Origin of the sequence: Cryobacterium sp. TMT2-17-1, from assembly GCF_004402765.1 — a bacterium.
GTDB classification, from domain to species: Bacteria; Actinomycetota; Actinomycetes; order Actinomycetales; family Microbacteriaceae; genus Cryobacterium; species Cryobacterium sandaracinum.
In genome coordinates, this window is the sequence record NZ_SOGC01000027.1 from 167,183 (window position 1) to 181,412 (window position 14,230).

At 63.5% G+C, this 14,230-nt stretch carries 16 protein-coding genes and 1 tRNA gene; 8 read left to right on the forward strand and 9 right to left on the reverse strand.

Going from position 1 to position 14,230, the window contains the following annotated elements; all coding sequences use genetic code 11:
• Nucleotides 1-116 precede the first annotated feature (116 nt).
• From E3O47_RS06955 to E3O47_RS06970, 3 genes are all read left to right on the forward strand, one after another.
• Nucleotides 117-188 (forward strand) — tRNA-Gln (locus E3O47_RS06955).
• 1,450 nt (nt 189-1,638) lie between these two features.
• Nucleotides 1,639-2,331, forward strand: coding sequence for a response regulator transcription factor (locus E3O47_RS06965; RefSeq protein ID WP_104102914.1), 693 nt, complete (start codon nt 1,639-1,641; stop codon nt 2,329-2,331).
• On the forward strand, nt 2,328-3,446 hold the full coding sequence (locus E3O47_RS06970) for a HAMP domain-containing sensor histidine kinase (RefSeq protein ID WP_104102917.1): 1,119 nt from the start codon (nt 2,328-2,330) through the stop codon (nt 3,444-3,446). The genes E3O47_RS06965 and E3O47_RS06970 overlap by 4 nt, the downstream gene beginning before the upstream one ends.
• Here the strand turns inward: E3O47_RS06970 and E3O47_RS06975 are convergent.
• Complete coding sequence (locus E3O47_RS06975; RefSeq protein WP_134419936.1) at nt 3,438-5,825, reverse strand: heavy metal translocating P-type ATPase; 2,388 nt, start codon at nt 5,823-5,825, stop codon at nt 3,438-3,440. The genes E3O47_RS06970 and E3O47_RS06975 overlap by 9 nt on opposite strands.
• Nucleotides 5,826-6,201: 376 nt before the next feature.
• Between E3O47_RS06975 and E3O47_RS06980 the strand changes: the two genes are divergently transcribed.
• From E3O47_RS06980 to E3O47_RS06995, 4 genes are all read left to right on the forward strand, one after another.
• A complete protein-coding gene (locus E3O47_RS06980; RefSeq protein WP_134341795.1) occupies nt 6,202-6,453 on the forward strand; it encodes an SHOCT domain-containing protein in 252 nt (83 codons plus the stop codon).
• Nucleotides 6,450-7,958 (forward strand): multicopper oxidase family protein, encoded by a 1,509-nt coding sequence (locus tag E3O47_RS06985; protein ID WP_134419938.1) that lies wholly within the window; start codon nt 6,450-6,452, stop codon nt 7,956-7,958. Before E3O47_RS06980 ends, E3O47_RS06985 begins: the two co-directional genes overlap by 4 nt.
• Nucleotides 7,959-8,062: 104 nt before the next feature.
• On the forward strand, nt 8,063-8,392 hold the full coding sequence (locus E3O47_RS06990) for a hypothetical protein (protein ID WP_104102926.1): 330 nt from the start codon (nt 8,063-8,065) through the stop codon (nt 8,390-8,392).
• Nucleotides 8,389-8,568 (forward strand): hypothetical protein, encoded by a 180-nt coding sequence (locus E3O47_RS06995; RefSeq protein ID WP_134341793.1) that lies wholly within the window; start codon nt 8,389-8,391, stop codon nt 8,566-8,568. Before E3O47_RS06990 ends, E3O47_RS06995 begins: the two co-directional genes overlap by 4 nt.
• Nucleotides 8,569-8,657: 89 nt before the next feature.
• Here E3O47_RS06995 and E3O47_RS07000 read toward each other — a convergent pair whose 3' ends face one another.
• The 6 genes from E3O47_RS07000 to E3O47_RS07025 all read right to left on the reverse strand — a co-directional run bounded on the left by E3O47_RS07000 (nt 8,658) and on the right by E3O47_RS07025 (nt 12,359).
• Nucleotides 8,658-9,626, reverse strand: a complete 969-nt coding sequence (locus tag E3O47_RS07000; RefSeq protein ID WP_104102932.1) for a M56 family metallopeptidase — start codon at nt 9,624-9,626, stop codon at nt 8,658-8,660.
• Entirely contained in the window at nt 9,623-10,003 is a 381-nt protein-coding gene (locus tag E3O47_RS07005; protein WP_134419940.1) for a BlaI/MecI/CopY family transcriptional regulator, read from the reverse strand. The genes E3O47_RS07000 and E3O47_RS07005 overlap by 4 nt, the downstream gene beginning before the upstream one ends.
• A gap of 100 nt (nt 10,004-10,103) precedes the next feature.
• Complete coding sequence (locus tag E3O47_RS07010; RefSeq protein WP_134419942.1) at nt 10,104-10,742, reverse strand: DUF3105 domain-containing protein; 639 nt, start codon at nt 10,740-10,742, stop codon at nt 10,104-10,106.
• 14 nt (nt 10,743-10,756) lie between these two features.
• Nucleotides 10,757-11,080 carry a thioredoxin family protein gene (locus E3O47_RS07015; RefSeq protein WP_134400726.1) on the reverse strand — a complete coding sequence of 108 codons (324 nt, stop codon included), beginning with the start codon at nt 11,078-11,080 and terminating at the stop codon, nt 10,757-10,759.
• Entirely contained in the window at nt 11,080-11,754 is a 675-nt protein-coding gene (locus tag E3O47_RS07020; RefSeq protein WP_134419944.1) for a redoxin domain-containing protein, read from the reverse strand. Before E3O47_RS07020 ends, E3O47_RS07015 begins: the two co-directional genes overlap by 1 nt.
• 143 nt (nt 11,755-11,897) lie before the next feature.
• Nucleotides 11,898-12,359, reverse strand: coding sequence for a hypothetical protein (locus tag E3O47_RS07025; RefSeq protein ID WP_134419946.1), 462 nt, complete (start codon nt 12,357-12,359; stop codon nt 11,898-11,900).
• Nucleotides 12,360-12,442: 83 nt separating this feature from the next.
• Between E3O47_RS07025 and E3O47_RS07030 the strand changes: the two genes are divergently transcribed.
• Nucleotides 12,443-12,640, forward strand: coding sequence for a hypothetical protein (locus E3O47_RS07030; RefSeq protein WP_134371662.1), 198 nt, complete (start codon nt 12,443-12,445; stop codon nt 12,638-12,640).
• 420 nt (nt 12,641-13,060) lie between these two features.
• On the opposite strand, the gene E3O47_RS07035 is transcribed toward E3O47_RS07030, so the two are convergent.
• Entirely contained in the window at nt 13,061-13,681 is a 621-nt protein-coding gene (locus tag E3O47_RS07035; protein WP_134419948.1) for a DUF305 domain-containing protein, read from the reverse strand.
• 80 nt (nt 13,682-13,761) lie between these two features.
• Nucleotides 13,762-14,223, reverse strand: a complete 462-nt coding sequence (locus tag E3O47_RS07040; protein ID WP_134419950.1) for a hypothetical protein — start codon at nt 14,221-14,223, stop codon at nt 13,762-13,764.
• Nucleotides 14,224-14,230: the final 7 nt, after the last annotated feature.

Below are 14,230 nucleotides of genomic sequence, written 5' to 3' on the forward strand. Positions count from 1 at the left end.
CCCTCGGGGTCTGCCCCGGCAATCGGCTCGAGCCGGCGATGATTTCGGCTCTGGGTTTGTCCCGGCACTCTGAGTGGGTTAGAGTTACGAGTCGGTCCGTTCTGAGGAACAGGCAGTGGGGTATGGTGTAATTGGCAACACGACTGATTCTGGTTCAGTTGTTCTTGGTTCGAGTCCAGGTACCCCAGCAGTAACAGGTGCAGGATTTCGCGGCGATATCACCCATCGCCCATCCTCTCCCCTTGGCCCAGGTCCGCCTCGGTGTTTAGAACCACTATCACAAGCGCCATGCGGGGCTGCAGCGGCGTTTCGCCGCCCGGGTTGATTCGCTTTCGTAACGACGCAACCGGGCCGACACTCGGCGCCGTTCGGCGTTCAGCCCGCAGCGCCAAGGTGCACACTGCGATGTCTTTCCCGGCTTGTCGGGATACGGTGGACAATCTGATTTTCAGACGATGACTCGAACAGTTGACGGTTGGTTGCTGCGCCGTCGGTGTCAGGAATCGACGCATAACGACCGTCGGCATGCGCTTTGCGGATTGGTATGAGCCTGGCCAGCGCGTTTCATCAAACCTTCACATGCTCGGGGGCTGGAGCTTCATGCGCGGTCTGCATGCTGGTGTGTAGACACCAACTTGGTGGCTGAACGCGAAAGGTGTTGAGACTGATGAAATTCAATCGGAAGAACATGACCGCTGGTGTTGCGGGACTCGGGCTTGTCGGAGCGCTTGTCACGGGCGGTGTTGCCGCGGCGCAGGCATCTACCGGTGATGGGGCTATTTCCCAGCCACCATCGACGACCTCGTCGTCAGTTGGCGAGCACCGGTCAGGCCACTTGGCCGGCATGGCATTCGGGCAGAGTTCGCCCATGGTCGCGATCGCGAGCTACCTCGGCTTGAGTCGGACGGAGCTGCAGGACCGGGTCCAGTCGGGTGGGTCCCTCGCGGATGTCGCTGAAGCCCAGGGCAAATCGGTTTCTGGGCTCAAAGACGCAATTCTCTCCCAGCAGAGGACCACTCTCGACTCCAACAGCACTCTGTCATCTGATGACAGGCAGGCAGCCGTAGAACAGATGAGGAGCCGCATTGACCCGATGCTGAACGCGACCCACACCCCAGGTGAGGGGATGGGCATGGGTTCGGGAGTCGGTATGCACTCGGGCGCAGGGATGGGCGTAGGGATGGGCTTGGGGATGGCGCGGACCTGACCGTCTCCTGAACAGGCGGACCGGTCCACGGGCTGCCTGGATGTACGAAAATAAACACAAACTGAAGGAGCAGAAGAAATGATGTGGGGAAACGGATACAACATGACGTGGGGATGGCCGGTAGGGCTGCTCATGCTCGTCGCAGTCATCCTCCTTGTTGTCTGGGTTGTGCGGGCTTTTGCTGACGGAACTGAACGCGGAGGGTTCCGCGGGACTACTCCGCTGAGCCGCGGACAAGGCGAGCGCAGTCCAGCGCGTCAAGTACTCGATGATCGCTTCGCGAAGGGTGAATTGAATGAAACGGAATACCGAGAACGGTTGCAGGTGCTCGAGAGGTAAGGCCTGAGTTGGTCCTCCCTCGCCGAGTCCCTGGGGCGCAGTGCAGAGTCCGTGCCGCCGGACGGCGATAATCAGAAGAAAAGGGGTGAGCGATGCAGAAGGTCCTGGTTGTCGACGACGAGGCGCAGATCAGGACGGTCCTGCGCGGCTACCTGGAAGCGGAAGGTTATGACGTAGCGGAGGCCGCGGACGGCGCCGAGGCGCTTGCGGTACTCCATAAGGACCCTCCCGCTCTCGTGCTGCTGGATGTAATGCTGCCGGGGATCGACGGGCTGGAGGTTCTCCGGCAGTTGCGAGGCTTCAGCGACGCGTACGTGATCCTCGTCACGGCCAGGGCGGAGGAGGTCGACAAGCTCGTGGGGCTCGGTGTGGGTGCGGATGACTATGTGACCAAGCCATTCAGCCCGCGCGAGGTGACGGCTCGAGTGAAGGCAATGCTCCGTCGTGACAATCGGGATGAGCGAACCGACAGAGACGCCCTGCTTCGCTTCGATGGCTTGTCCATCAAACCCGCCCACCGAGAGGTTGAGGCGAATGGAGTCTCCGTGGGGTTGTCGAGCCTGGAGTTTGATCTTCTCACCGCACTCGCAACCGAGCCCGGGCGGGTGTTTTCCCGGGCACAACTGCTTAAAAAAGTCTGGGGCTACGATTTCTACGGCGACGAACGGGTCGTCGATGTTCACATCCGCAGTTTGCGCGCACGACTCGGCGACGATGCCGGCGATCCACACCTGATCGCCACGGTGCGGGGCGTGGGCTACAAGTTTGTGGCCGGGCCCAGATGAAGATGCGCCTCTCGCTGCGCCTGTTCATCTCCTATGCCGCTATTGCCGTGGTCGGCGGCATGGTGGCTTATCTGACGATCTCGCTGCTCGCTCCTCGACTGTTCGAAGACCGGCTGGGGATGATGATGGACAGTGAGGGCACCGGAATGTCGATGGGGGCCATGGACGCGACCAGCGTGCGCTCCGCCTTCCTATCCGCGCTCACGACCTCGCTGATCGTCGGGGTACTGGCCAGCGTCATCGCCGCAGGTTTCGTCGCCGCGGCAGTCACGGGGCGCCTACTTCGCCCCCTCAACGCTGTGCGGGCCGCGACCAAACTGATCGCTGCCGGAAAATACGGAGGCAGGGTCCCCGTCCCCTCCGAGCCGGAACTCGCAGCGCTGGCCACAGACGTCAACACGCTGGCCCAGGCCCTGGCCGATACCGAGTCACGGCGAACCCGGCTGCTCGGGGAGGTTGCGCATGAAATGCGAACCCCACTGACCGTTCTGGACGGCTACGTCGAGGGGCTGATCGATGGCGTGTTCACCGCCAGCCCCGACACATTCGCCTCCCTCAGCGAGGAACTGCGCCGCCTGCATCGCCTCTCCGATGACCTGTCCAGCCTGTCGCGCGCTCAAGAACAGCGGCTCGACCTGCATCCAGTCGATGCCGACCTGGCCGATCTTGCTCGCCGCACGGCCAACCGGCTCGCTCCGCAATTCGAAGATTCGGGCGTGACGTTGACACTCAACGTCGCCACGCCGCTGCCCGTGCACGTGGACCCGGACCGGATCACCCAGGTTCTGACCAACCTTTTCGGCAACGCCCTGCTCGCCACCCCGGCGGGCGGTGCGGTCACCATCACGACGCACGGCGCCGACGGCCGTGGTGAGGTCGTCGTGATCGACACGGGAGTGGGCCTGGCCGAGGAGGACACAGACCGTGTTTTCGAGCGGTTCTACCGTGTGCCCGGACAGGCCCGCCGCTCCGCCGGATCAGGGATCGGTCTCACGATCGCCCGGGAAATAGCGCGTGCGCACGGCGGGGACGTGACGGCCTCGTCGGGAGGGACAGGGCAGGGAGCCAGATTCGCGGTCGTGGTACCCCTGCGGGCCGGCGCCAGATCAGGCTGAAACTCCGACGTCATTCCCTGCTCCGTCAGCCGATGTGGTGGCCGTCGTGCTCTCGGGCTGTCGCGGGAGGCGCAGCCGCTTGAGCAGCAGCGCGTTGACCGCGACGATGACGCTGGAGCCGGACATGGAGATGGCGGCGATTTCCGGACTGAGCCGGATGCCGAACGTCGGAAAGAAAACGCCGGCGGCAATGGGGAGCGCGATCGCGTTGTAGCCGACCGCCCAGCCGAGGTTTTGGCGCATTTTGCGCACGGTGCCTTTCCCGATGCGCAGGGCGATGGGGACGTCGAGGGGGTCTGACCGCATCAGGACTACGTCCGCCGTGTCGATGGCGACGTCCGTCCCCGCCCCGATGGCGATGCCGAGGTCCGCCTGTGCCAAGGCCGGAGCGTCGTTGACTCCGTCGCCGACCATCGCGACTCGCTTGCCGGACGCCTGCAGCTCCTTGATTTTCGCGGCCTTGTCTTCCGGGAGCACCTCGGCGATCACAACATCGATCTGGAGCATGGATGCGATCCGCTGCGCGGTCGCCTCATTGTCGCCGGTGAGCATGACGACCTCGATTCCCGCTTCGTGAAGAGCGACAACGGCGGCCGCCGCGGTCTCTCGAACGGCGTCAGCCAAGGCGATGACCCCAGCGGCCTTCCCGTCGACGGCGACGAGGACCGCCGTCCGTCCGGTGGCGGCCAACGTCTGACGCTGGGCGGACACCGGATCAATATCGATGCCCTGGGCGACCATGAGTTTGCGGTTGCCGACGAACACCTGGCGTCCTGCGACTGTTGCGCCGGCACCATGTCCCGGAACATTGCGGAACGCAGATGCTTCCAACGCAGTCGCGCCGCGCCCGACGGCGTAACTGACGACGGCTGCGGCGAGCGGATGCTCGGACTCCCGTTCCACTGCAGCGACAAGGGCCAACAACTCGACCTCATCCATCCCAACAGCAATGAAGTCCGTCACCTCTGGTTCGCCCCGGGTCAGAGTTCCCGTCTTGTCCAGGACGACCGTGTCGATTCGAGCCGAAGTCTCCAACGCGGTCGCAGTTTTAAAGAGGACACCGCGTTTGGCGCCCAGGCCGGTGCCGACCATGATGGCGGTCGGTGTCGCCAGGCCCAACGCATCCGGGCAGGTGATGACGACGACGGTGATCGCAAAGAGGATCGCGGTAGGAAGGCTCGCGCCGGCCAAGAGCCACGCACCCAGGGTGGCGCTGCCGCCAATGAGGGCTACGAGCACAAGCCAGAAGGCCGCGCGGTCGGCTAGCCGTTGTCCGGGGGCCTTGGAGTTCTGTGCTTCCTGAACCAGGGCCACGATCTGCGCGAGTGCGGTATCGGCGCCGACTTTGGTCGCCCGCACGCGAAGGGTTCCGGTGGTGTTCACTGTGGCGCCGATCACGTTGGATCCGATGCTCTTGGCGACGGGAAGGCTCTCCCCGGTGACCATGGATTCGTCGATGTCGGACTCACCGTCTTCTACGACGGCGTCAGTTGGAACTTTTGCTCCGGGCCGAACCAGGAGGAGGTCGCCCGGGACAACCTCCGCGGTCGCGACCTCAACCGGTTCCCCGTCTCGGATGACGAATGCCATCGACGGTGCCAACTCGAGCAGCGTGCGGATGGCGTCGTTTGCGCCGCCCCTGGCACGCATTTCAAACCAGTGGCCCAGGAGGACGAAGCTGGTCAGAACGGTCGCAGCCTCGTAGAAAACTTCCCCACCACCGGTAAGGGTGACAGACAGGCTATAGAGCCAGCCCGCTCCGACACCGACGGCTACCAGAACCATCATGTCCAGGGTTCGAGCCCGCAGCGCCCGGAAGGCCCCATCGAAAAAGATCCAAGCCGAATAGAAAATGACCGACAGAGACAGGATCAACGCGAAAACGTCATCCCGCAGCCCGAACGGGGCAGGAACCGCGAAACCGAAAACGTCGCGGCCGATCGGCGACCACAGGGTGATCGGAACCGACAGGATCACCGCCACCATGAACCGGTTGCGCATGTCCCGGATCATGCCGGCCATGGACATGTCGCCGTGCGCGCCACCATGCCCCATGGTCTCCTGCATGGTTCGAGGCGGTTGTCCGGTCTTCATTTCATGTTCGGTGTGGTCGGTGACGGATGACGCCACCGGATCGCAGATGTGATCGGGCACGGAGCGTCCAGCGCAGTGGTAACCGCATTCCCGGACCCATGCCGCCAGATCAGTGACGGAGGTCTGCCTGGGATCGAAGGTCACGCTCGCGGTTTGCGCTACCGGATTCGCATCAACGCTCAACACGCCGGGGCGGCGGGCGAGCACCGACTCGACGATCGCTCGCGAGGATGCCCATTGAACGCCCTGCACTTCGAGGACAGTAGTTTCGGCTTCCTGAGTCATGTGAATCTTCCATTCTGAAGAATCGGCCTCACAGCGACAATCTCCGTGTCGAACACTCTCAGCCTATACCCATGGGGGGTATACGATCGGGGCGATCCACCTCGTCGGTGGCAGGCTGTCGTAGGGCCTCTGGGTCGTTAATCAGGCAACGCTACTAGGATAGATAGTATTCCGGAATGCTTCTACCGGCTCACGGCTCACTTGTCGTTCGCTGCTCGCCGTGACGGCTTGAGGCGCACTGAACGACTACCCCTTCCGGGAGGATGCACCGCCTGAAAAGGGGGAGTGGTGCACGCCGTTTGATTGTCCAAAATACCCCAAGGGGTATGCTTGCGGCAGTGTCTATTCTCGAAATATGAGTCGAAGGAGTCGGATCATGATGTGGGGCTATGGAGGAAGTATGGGGCTGTACTGGCTCTTCGGGCTGCTGACAATTGTCGGTATCTCGTTGCTGGTCGTGCTCATGGTTCGGCTGTTTTCTGGCGATCGTAGTGTCGGGCGGAAACAGGGGGGAGAGGTTGGGCTAGGCCGCGCGCGCCAGATACTGGATGAACGTTTCGCCAGGGGTGAGCTGACCGCAGAGCAGTACCGCGAACAGCGCGCAGTCTTGGGCGAGGATAAGCGGTGAAGCCTCTCAGCCGTCGAAGCGCTCTCACGCTCGGTGGCCTCGGGCTGGCGAGCACGGTTGCCGGGGGAGCGGGACTTCTCTGGAACCAGCAGACAGCATCGCCTTCGGCCACCAGCTCAGGCTTTGGGGCGCCCTCCGGGGATCCACTGGTTCAGCCGCCCGAGCTGCGTAGCGCCGATGGCCGCCTCAAGGTACGCCTGGATGCTGCACCGGGGGACGTGAAGATTTCCGGTCGCGGTGCCACCGTGCTGAGCTATAACGGGGGCGTGCCGGGGCCTACCCTACGCGTTCAGGCGGGCGACACGCTCAATGTGAGCCTGCACAACGGCCTCAACGATCCGAGCAACCTGCACGTGCACGGATTGCATGTTTCTCCGTCGGACAACGGCGACAACATGTTCGTGACCGTGAAGGCCGGAGAGTCATTCGACTACGAATATCAGCTGCCGCCTGATCACCCGCCGGGAGTGTACTGGTATCACCCGCACCACCACGGGTTCGTCGCCGATCAGGTCTTCGGCGGCCTTTACGGGGCCATCATTGTCGAGGACCCCACTCCCATCAGGGCAACGCGAGAGCGCGTGCTCGTCATCTCAGACATCACACTGGACAGCCTGGGCCGCATCCCTCCCGTCACGCCGTCGGAACAGATGGCGGGACGGGAAGGACAACTCGTTCTGGTCAACGGGCAGGTGAATCCGGTGATGACCGCCCGTCCGGGGGAACGCGAACGTTGGCGCATCGTCAACGCCTGTGTGTCCCGGTACCTGCGGCTGCGTCTCGACGGGCAGGAACTACAACTCCTCGGCATCGACTCGGGACGGTTCCAGACCCCCGGCGACGTCGATGAGGTAGTGCTGTTACCCGGCAACCGAGCGGACCTCCTGGTTACCGCTGTCTCAGGGACATCCATCTTCCAGACCCTGCCCTACGACCGCGGCGGCCCGAACGGAATGATGGGCGGGATGATGGGCGGCGGCGCTGGACCAAGCGGGCAGGACGCTCAGAGCAACCCTCGCGGCTTTTCAGTGGCGACACTAACGGTGTCCGGTGATGCGATGACCGCCCTGTCCGCAGTCCCCGAGCAGGCCGTGCCCCCAGATCTTCGTTCGCGGCCCGTGACGGCGCGTCGCGAGCTCACGTTCGGGATGGGAATGGGCGGGATGAGGGGCGGCTCGATGATGAGTTTCACCATTAATAAAGAGGTGTTCGATGCGGACAGAACAGACACCACGGTTCAGGCCGACAGCATCGAAGAATGGACCCTGACAAACACCAGCCAGATGGACCACCCCCTGCACCTGCACGTTTGGCCAATGCAGCTCGTTGAGGAAAATGGCAGGGCGGTCGAGTTGGTGGTTCGGCAAGACGTTGTCAATGTTCCGGCAGGGGGACGAGTGAAGGTCCGCATCGCCTTCGACGACTTCGCCGGACGGACTGTCTATCACTGCCACATCCTCGATCACGAGGACAACGGGATGATGGGCGTCATTGAAGCAAAGTAACAACGACTCCTGACAGGGGCTTTCCTGTGTGACCGCGGTTCACTGCGACGGGAGCCAACTTCGGCTACTACTATGAAAGATAGTAGACAAAGAAGGAGGCGCTCATGCGCTCACGAATCTGGATCATCTCCCTGGCCGCTGGAGCGTTGCTTGCAGCAGGCACCGTCGCTCCGGCCTACGCGGCCGAGGGCAGCAGCCCTCCGGCCCCGGCGGGTCAGGCCGAGGATAGCGCCCGCGGACACATGGCCGCGATGCACAGAGCACCTGGCCTGGTGAAAATGCACGAACAGATGATGGCCGGGATGTCCGACACGGCTGATATGACGGCCGGTGCACCCGGCATGGCGAAAATGCACGAGCAGATGATGGCCCATCACCCGGCTGGCGACGCTTCGTCGGAGGCTGGCAATAAAAGCCTGGAGGCGTCACGGTGAGTACGGCGCTCTATGGTCTGGCCCTCCTGGCCTGCCCAGCGGCTATGGGCTTGATGATGTGGTTCATGATGCGAGGGAAGACGACAGCTGATGCGCCGAAGTCGCTGTCGGCGGCCGATGAAATGGAGTTGACCACACTGCGCCCGGAGGTGGACACGCTGCATCTGCCGAATTGAGGTTCTTATTCAGCCTCAACACCTGTTCGATGGCCGTCAGTGCGGTTGCAGTGTGAGATCCGGGCTTCCGGGGGAATGCGCAGCGTCGATCACATCGTCAAGGACTGCTCGTCCTCCGGGCACGGGTCCATTGTTCCCGCTGCGGATGCGGGGGCGATGGCGAGGAACAAGGGCAAGGCGATCAACAATCCCATAGCCAAAGCAGCGACGGTTGTCTTCCCGGCGCCGAGGGGCCGAGTCGGTGAAATAAGTCTCCTGACTCGGCTGGGAGCTGATTCTCCGCCAGCACCGAGGGCCGCCGCGGGGGTCAGCCCGTGTTCAGCCAGGCGCACCAAGGCGGTGGCGACCGTGGTCCGGTCACTATGACGGGCCGCACTGTCATCGGCGAGCATCTCGACGAGCCGGCCCAGTTCTCTGCGTGCGGTTCGAAATGCTGGGACACGGGGGAATGCATGCTGTAGCGCGTCGGCCGCCGCGAGGATGAGGTCGTGACGTCCCCGCAGGTGGGCCCGTTCGTGGGCCAGAACGGCGAGGAGCTGATTGTGATCCAACGCCGACAGGGCGGCACTGGTCAAGACGACCTGACGGACCCTGCCTGGTAGGCAGTACGCGGCGGCGGCCGGATGGTCGACGACGAGAGCGTCGTATCGGAGGTGGGGTCGCGCAATGAGGGCCAGGGCGTCCAGTTGTACTTTCCTGTTACGGGCTGCGATTGCCCGGTCCGCGGCCAGGCAATAGGCGACCCGGACGAGGATGGCACTTGCGGCGGCAGCGCCGGTGGCGCTGACCACGGCACCGCCTGGCGTGGAGTATTGCGCGAGGAGGGCCATCGCGCAGGTACGGATCCAGTCGGCGAGGTTGATGGTCCAGGGAATCGCGGGGATGGCCAGGCTCGAACCGGCAAGCAGCACCGCCAAAACAATTGAGACGCTCAGCGTTTGCCACGCAGTGATCCCGATCCGGGGAGACCGCTCGAGCCACGACATCCGGCGCAATAGGGTCGGCCCCAGGACGGCCAGAATCACGGCGAGGACCGCCAAAACGGCTGGAGCAATCATGGCGTGGTGCTTGTGCGACCCTGAAGGTGCTCGTCAAGGGCAAGACGGAGGCTGGCGACTTCCTCTGGCGGAATATGGTCGAGGAAGTGCAAAAATGTCACCGAAGTGTCAGCTCCTCCGGCAAGGACTTCCCCCATGAACGCGGCAGTGTGCTGCTCACGAGTCTGCGCAGGTCGGTAAAGATACGCACGGCCGTCCTTCTCCCGAGTCAGAAAGCCTTTGCGGCGCAGGTTGTCCATAACTGTCATTACCGTTGTGTAGGCGAGTGTGCGCTCGCGTTGGAGATCCTCCAGCACCTCGCGAACGGCGACCGGGCGCCCCCAGGACCAGATGCGATCCATGACGTGCTGTTCCAGCGTGCCGAGTGGGCGCACCATGGGTTGTTCCCTTCTACGCTCTAATGGAAACGAAAACCCTAATCAACTACCTTCCATCGTAACGTACGGTCCCTGCTGCGCCCGCGGGATCCCGTGCCGATCAGCCCTGGACGCCACCAGAGCAGGGTGCGCCGGGTTCGGGTGTCTGTGGGCCCTGTAGGTAGGTCTGCAGGAACAACTGCAGGCGGGGGTCATCCACGTTGTCCAGTTGCAGTTGTTTTCCCCAGGCGCTGGCGACAATCGGGGCGGGGAGGTCAGGATACGGGCTCAAGAGTTCGTATGGGTTCGACGCCGCATCAGCCGTCAGAGTGTCGATCTGCTCTTGCGGCAGATCGGATCGGTAGGTGACCCACACCGCGCCATGCTCGAGCGAGTGCACGGCCCGCCAGGTGTCTACCGGCTTCGTGTACACGCCGCAGTTTGTCAGCTCGGCCGAATGATCTCCGCCGACGGGGGGAAGCGTCGGAAACGCAACCTCGTTGACCACGTGGTCGCGGCTCAATCCATCAGAACTCTCCACGCCACTGATTGGCTTGTCTGCTGCCGATCTCGCCGCGTCCTGGTCTTTCTGGTTGACGACGAAGATGGAGACAACGGTCGCCACGAGGGTGATTGCGACGACGGTGCCCAAGCCGTAGATCCAGAAGCTCCGACGCCGCTCGCCCCGCTTCAGCTGTGCTCGTGCGGCCGCAACGATCGCCTGCCGATGTGCTCTGTCCTCTGTGTTCGGGTGTTCCATTTGGACGGTCCTCTCTATTGCTGATGTGCATTGTGGTGTACGGCAACGTTCTGTGAGCTGCCGTTCGAGCCCGGCTGCCCCTGGGCGGCTACGTCGGGGCGGGACAGCTGGAGCCGCAGCTTCTTCTCCGATAGCCTCCCGTAGCTGAACATGACGTCGTCGATCAGGATGCCGGGGGCAAAGATGATGCCGTTCCGAGCGGCCAGAGCCCGGCCTTCATCGGTGTCCAGGCCGATCGCCTCGACCTGAAAGGAGTAGTCCGCGGAGAGTCGGGACACTACCAGCTTGGCTTGATCGCAGGCGTGGCACGAGGCTTGCGTCAGTACGGTGATTCGCATCAGGCGTCGGTCCGGAGAGCCTGCATCTGGGTGAGGATCTCGTCTACCGGCACGTACATGGTGTAGTTCGGCGGGCCGCCGTAGTCGGCGCGCCACTCAATTTCCCCCGTCGGCCCAACCAGGATGAAGCTGTGTCCGTTGCGGGATTCACCCATCATTCCGTCCTTGTTGGTCTGGTTAGTCAGGGAGACATCCAGACGGGTGTCGGCCAAAGCGTCCGCCGTCAGTTTGTCGTCGGCCATTTTCTGGGCGATCAGGTCCACCGGCCCGCTGGTGATGGTGAGGAGCTGATCGACGCCGCCAGACTGCAGCTCGGTCTGGGCGGCGTCCAGACCGCGGATTTGGTCGCAGCACGGCTGACACCCGATCCCCTCATGGAAAAAGAGCAGAACGGACTCGCCACGGTAGTCGCTGAGATTGACCGTCCCCCCGGCCGTGGAAGCGAGAGAAAAGTCGGGGGCTTCCGCGCCCGGGCCGGGAGCACCCACGGCGTAATTGATGGAGGCGGTGTTTTCCACAGCCGTGGGGGTCCCGTTCCAAGTGCTTTCCATGACTACCAGGATGGCTGCCGCAACCGCCAAGATGCCCACGACCATCGTTGCCCGGCGCAACCCGGTGCTCCTGGCGCGTGACTGCGGGCGTATGCCCGGACGGCCTTTCTTCCGTGATGCCATTACTGTGACTCCTCTGTCTGGGCGCGCGTATGCGCCTGGTCGGGTCGGTTGCCGGAGGCGGTCGGCGTGGCTGCGTGCTTTCGGCTGCGGAGCGCCGTCCAGACCAAAGCGCCGAGAGCGGCGAAGACGGCGAGCGTCGAGATTCACCCTGGAATGAAGGCCAGAAACTGCTGGATGACGGCGGCCCAGTGCCCCAGTGCTGCGGCAAGTTCAACCTGCCACCCGTCCGGTGCCATGCCCGGTCCCTGCACCGCGAGGACGACGGTGAGCACGCCAATGGCGATCATCAACCCGCTTGAGAGCACTGTTCCCACGGGCAACCGCCACCGGGCCCCGGGCCCGATCGGAATGGTCGTGGCCGCGAGCAGGCGACTTGCTCCCCAGTTTTTTCTGTCCCACGCCAACGCCAAGGCGCACAGGGGCGCGACCATCCCGAATACGTAGGCGACGCCCACTGCGGCGGCGGCCGGGAAAGACGAAGCGGCACCGGAGAGCGCCGCCACATCGGCGAGGACTGGGGCGCAGCACGCGCTGGCGGCACCGGAGAACACTCCGAGTCCGTACACCGAGCCGATGCTCGTTCCGCCGCCGCGCCCGGAGGGCATCGGTAGCATCATTTTCCAGCCCCCAGGGTGGCAACGCCCACTGCCACCATCGCGAGACCAGGCGGCCGTCGATCATGTGCTCGATGATGGCGCACACGCCGAGTCCGCTGGCGTCGGTTGCCGAGACGTCCTTCACGATGCCGTCCGCGACTGCCTGGCTGGGAGTGTTCACGCCGGGATTCATGTCCAGGCCCTTGTTGAAGCTCGAGCAGCGGTCGCAGGACGGCACGCGCGGACCGCAGTCCGTCGTGATGAAGACCCCGACTGTGAACGGCCGCTGAACTGGCGAAGTCACGTCCTTGACATAGCTGCCCGACCTTTGGTTATAGGCGCCTGGCTACGGCTTCTGCACTCGTCCCACGGTGAAAACGTCGCGCAGGACGCTGACGGTGTCTGCTTCGTTGATGGGCACGACCTGGGGCGCGTCAGCGGCCAGTTGGCTCTGTGGATTCGCCGCGGCCGGGCCGGGTTTTGCGAGCGAGAGCGGGGAGCGAGACACTGACGGCGAAAAGCGCGACGAAGGCCATCGCCACGACGCCGAACAATCGCCGCCGCACTGGTGGCGGAGCCGGTCGGTCGGACTGTTGTCGGCGCGATTTGCGTGCCAGCCTGCGGGGCTGCCGATGACGCTGGTGTTTTTCTGCCGCCCGCAGACGGCGACGGGTCTCGATAGGCTTTACCGCCGGGAAAGGTGAGGGGTCCTACGGGGTGGAGAGGATGTCCTTCATGACATCGATCTCATCGGTCTGGCTCGTGACGATGTTCGACGCCATGGCCTTGGCGTCCTCGTTTCGACCTTCATCCAGTTCCAGCTCCGCCATCATGATCGCGCCCTGATGGTGGACGATCATCTGTTCCAGGTATAGCTCGCCGGCCTGCGGGCCCGACGCATTTTCGAGGGCCATCATGTCGTCGTCGGACATCATTCCGTCGGAACCGTCACCCATCCCCGACATCCCATCCATGCCGCCGGTGCTGGTCTCATCGGTGCCCCACTCGGCGAGCCAGTCTCTGAGTTGCTCTATTTCCGGTTCTTGGGCGGCTTTGATCTGCGTGGCGAGGTCGGTGATGCGCACGTCGACCTCGTCCTTGGCGAGGATGTCCTCGCTCATCTCGACAGCTTGCTCGTGGTGGGGGATCATCATCTGTGCGAAAGTCACATCAGCCGACCCGAAAGAAGCGGACGCAGTGGGGGTGCTGGACGACCCGGACGAACTGTCGGGGGTTGTCCCGTTGGTGCAGGCGCTGAGCGTGAGCACGGCGGCAAGGGCCGCCCCCGTCAGAAGGTACTTACGTGATTTGAGCATTGTTTTTCCATTCATTAGTCAGACTTGAGAAACCGAGGCGCCGGCGCGCTCGAGGAGGCCACGCGTCCATGAGGGCGCGTCGGCGGCGGTTCGGTCTAAATGCGACTGATGGAAAGAATGGTCAGATTCGGCCTGTGAATATCCAGGACGAGGCGGTGAGAGAGCCGAGCGATGTGCCCGCCCGCGTCGAACAGCCTGCGGTACGTTGACGGTAACCGAGCCAGCAGGATCAGCGAAGCGAGCACCAGCAGGATGGTGCAGGTCATCGCTAGGATCGCACAGTCCAACATGCAATCGGAACAATCCACGACTCCAAGACCGGTGTGTGCGATGACGGAAACCGCCGAGACAGCGCCCGCCGTGACAACGGGGGAGACACCGACCTGCGCGGTGGGGTCAGATGCAACCGCGGTCCCACCCGTCTCGTGACTGGCATGCGTGGAGTTCATGGCCAGCACACCGAACAGGAGTCCGGCCATGGCGACCAACGCCACCAAACCAGACAGGAGGACAGGCCTCGTGCGGGGAACCACGTGTGCTGTGCTATCCAGCGTCATGTCGCCT

Coding starts and splice junctions, on each gene's coding strand:
- E3O47_RS06965 (WP_104102914.1), top strand. CDS start 1,639: ATGCAGAAGGTCCTGGTTGTCGACGACGAGGCGCAGATCAGGACGGTC.
- E3O47_RS06970 (WP_104102917.1), top strand. CDS start 2,328: ATGAAGATGCGCCTCTCGCTGCGCCTGTTCATCTCCTATGCCGCTATT.
- E3O47_RS06975 (WP_134419936.1), bottom strand. CDS start 5,825: ATGACTCAGGAAGCCGAAACTACTGTCCTCGAAGTGCAGGGCGTTCAA.
- E3O47_RS06980 (WP_134341795.1), top strand. CDS start 6,202: ATGATGTGGGGCTATGGAGGAAGTATGGGGCTGTACTGGCTCTTCGGG.
- E3O47_RS06990 (WP_104102926.1), top strand. CDS start 8,063: ATGCGCTCACGAATCTGGATCATCTCCCTGGCCGCTGGAGCGTTGCTT.
- E3O47_RS07000 (WP_104102932.1), bottom strand. CDS start 9,626: ATGATTGCTCCAGCCGTTTTGGCGGTCCTCGCCGTGATTCTGGCCGTC.
- E3O47_RS07005 (WP_134419940.1), bottom strand. CDS start 10,003: ATGGTGCGCCCACTCGGCACGCTGGAACAGCACGTCATGGATCGCATC.
- E3O47_RS07010 (WP_134419942.1), bottom strand. CDS start 10,742: ATGGAACACCCGAACACAGAGGACAGAGCACATCGGCAGGCGATCGTT.
- E3O47_RS07015 (WP_134400726.1), bottom strand. CDS start 11,080: ATGCGAATCACCGTACTGACGCAAGCCTCGTGCCACGCCTGCGATCAA.
- E3O47_RS07020 (WP_134419944.1), bottom strand. CDS start 11,754: ATGGCATCACGGAAGAAAGGCCGTCCGGGCATACGCCCGCAGTCACGC.
- E3O47_RS07025 (WP_134419946.1), bottom strand. CDS start 12,359: ATGCCCTCCGGGCGCGGCGGCGGAACGAGCATCGGCTCGGTGTACGGA.
- E3O47_RS07030 (WP_134371662.1), top strand. CDS start 12,443: ATGATGGCGCACACGCCGAGTCCGCTGGCGTCGGTTGCCGAGACGTCC.
- E3O47_RS07035 (WP_134419948.1), bottom strand. CDS start 13,681: ATGAATGGAAAAACAATGCTCAAATCACGTAAGTACCTTCTGACGGGG.
- E3O47_RS07040 (WP_134419950.1), bottom strand. CDS start 14,223: ATGACGCTGGATAGCACAGCACACGTGGTTCCCCGCACGAGGCCTGTC.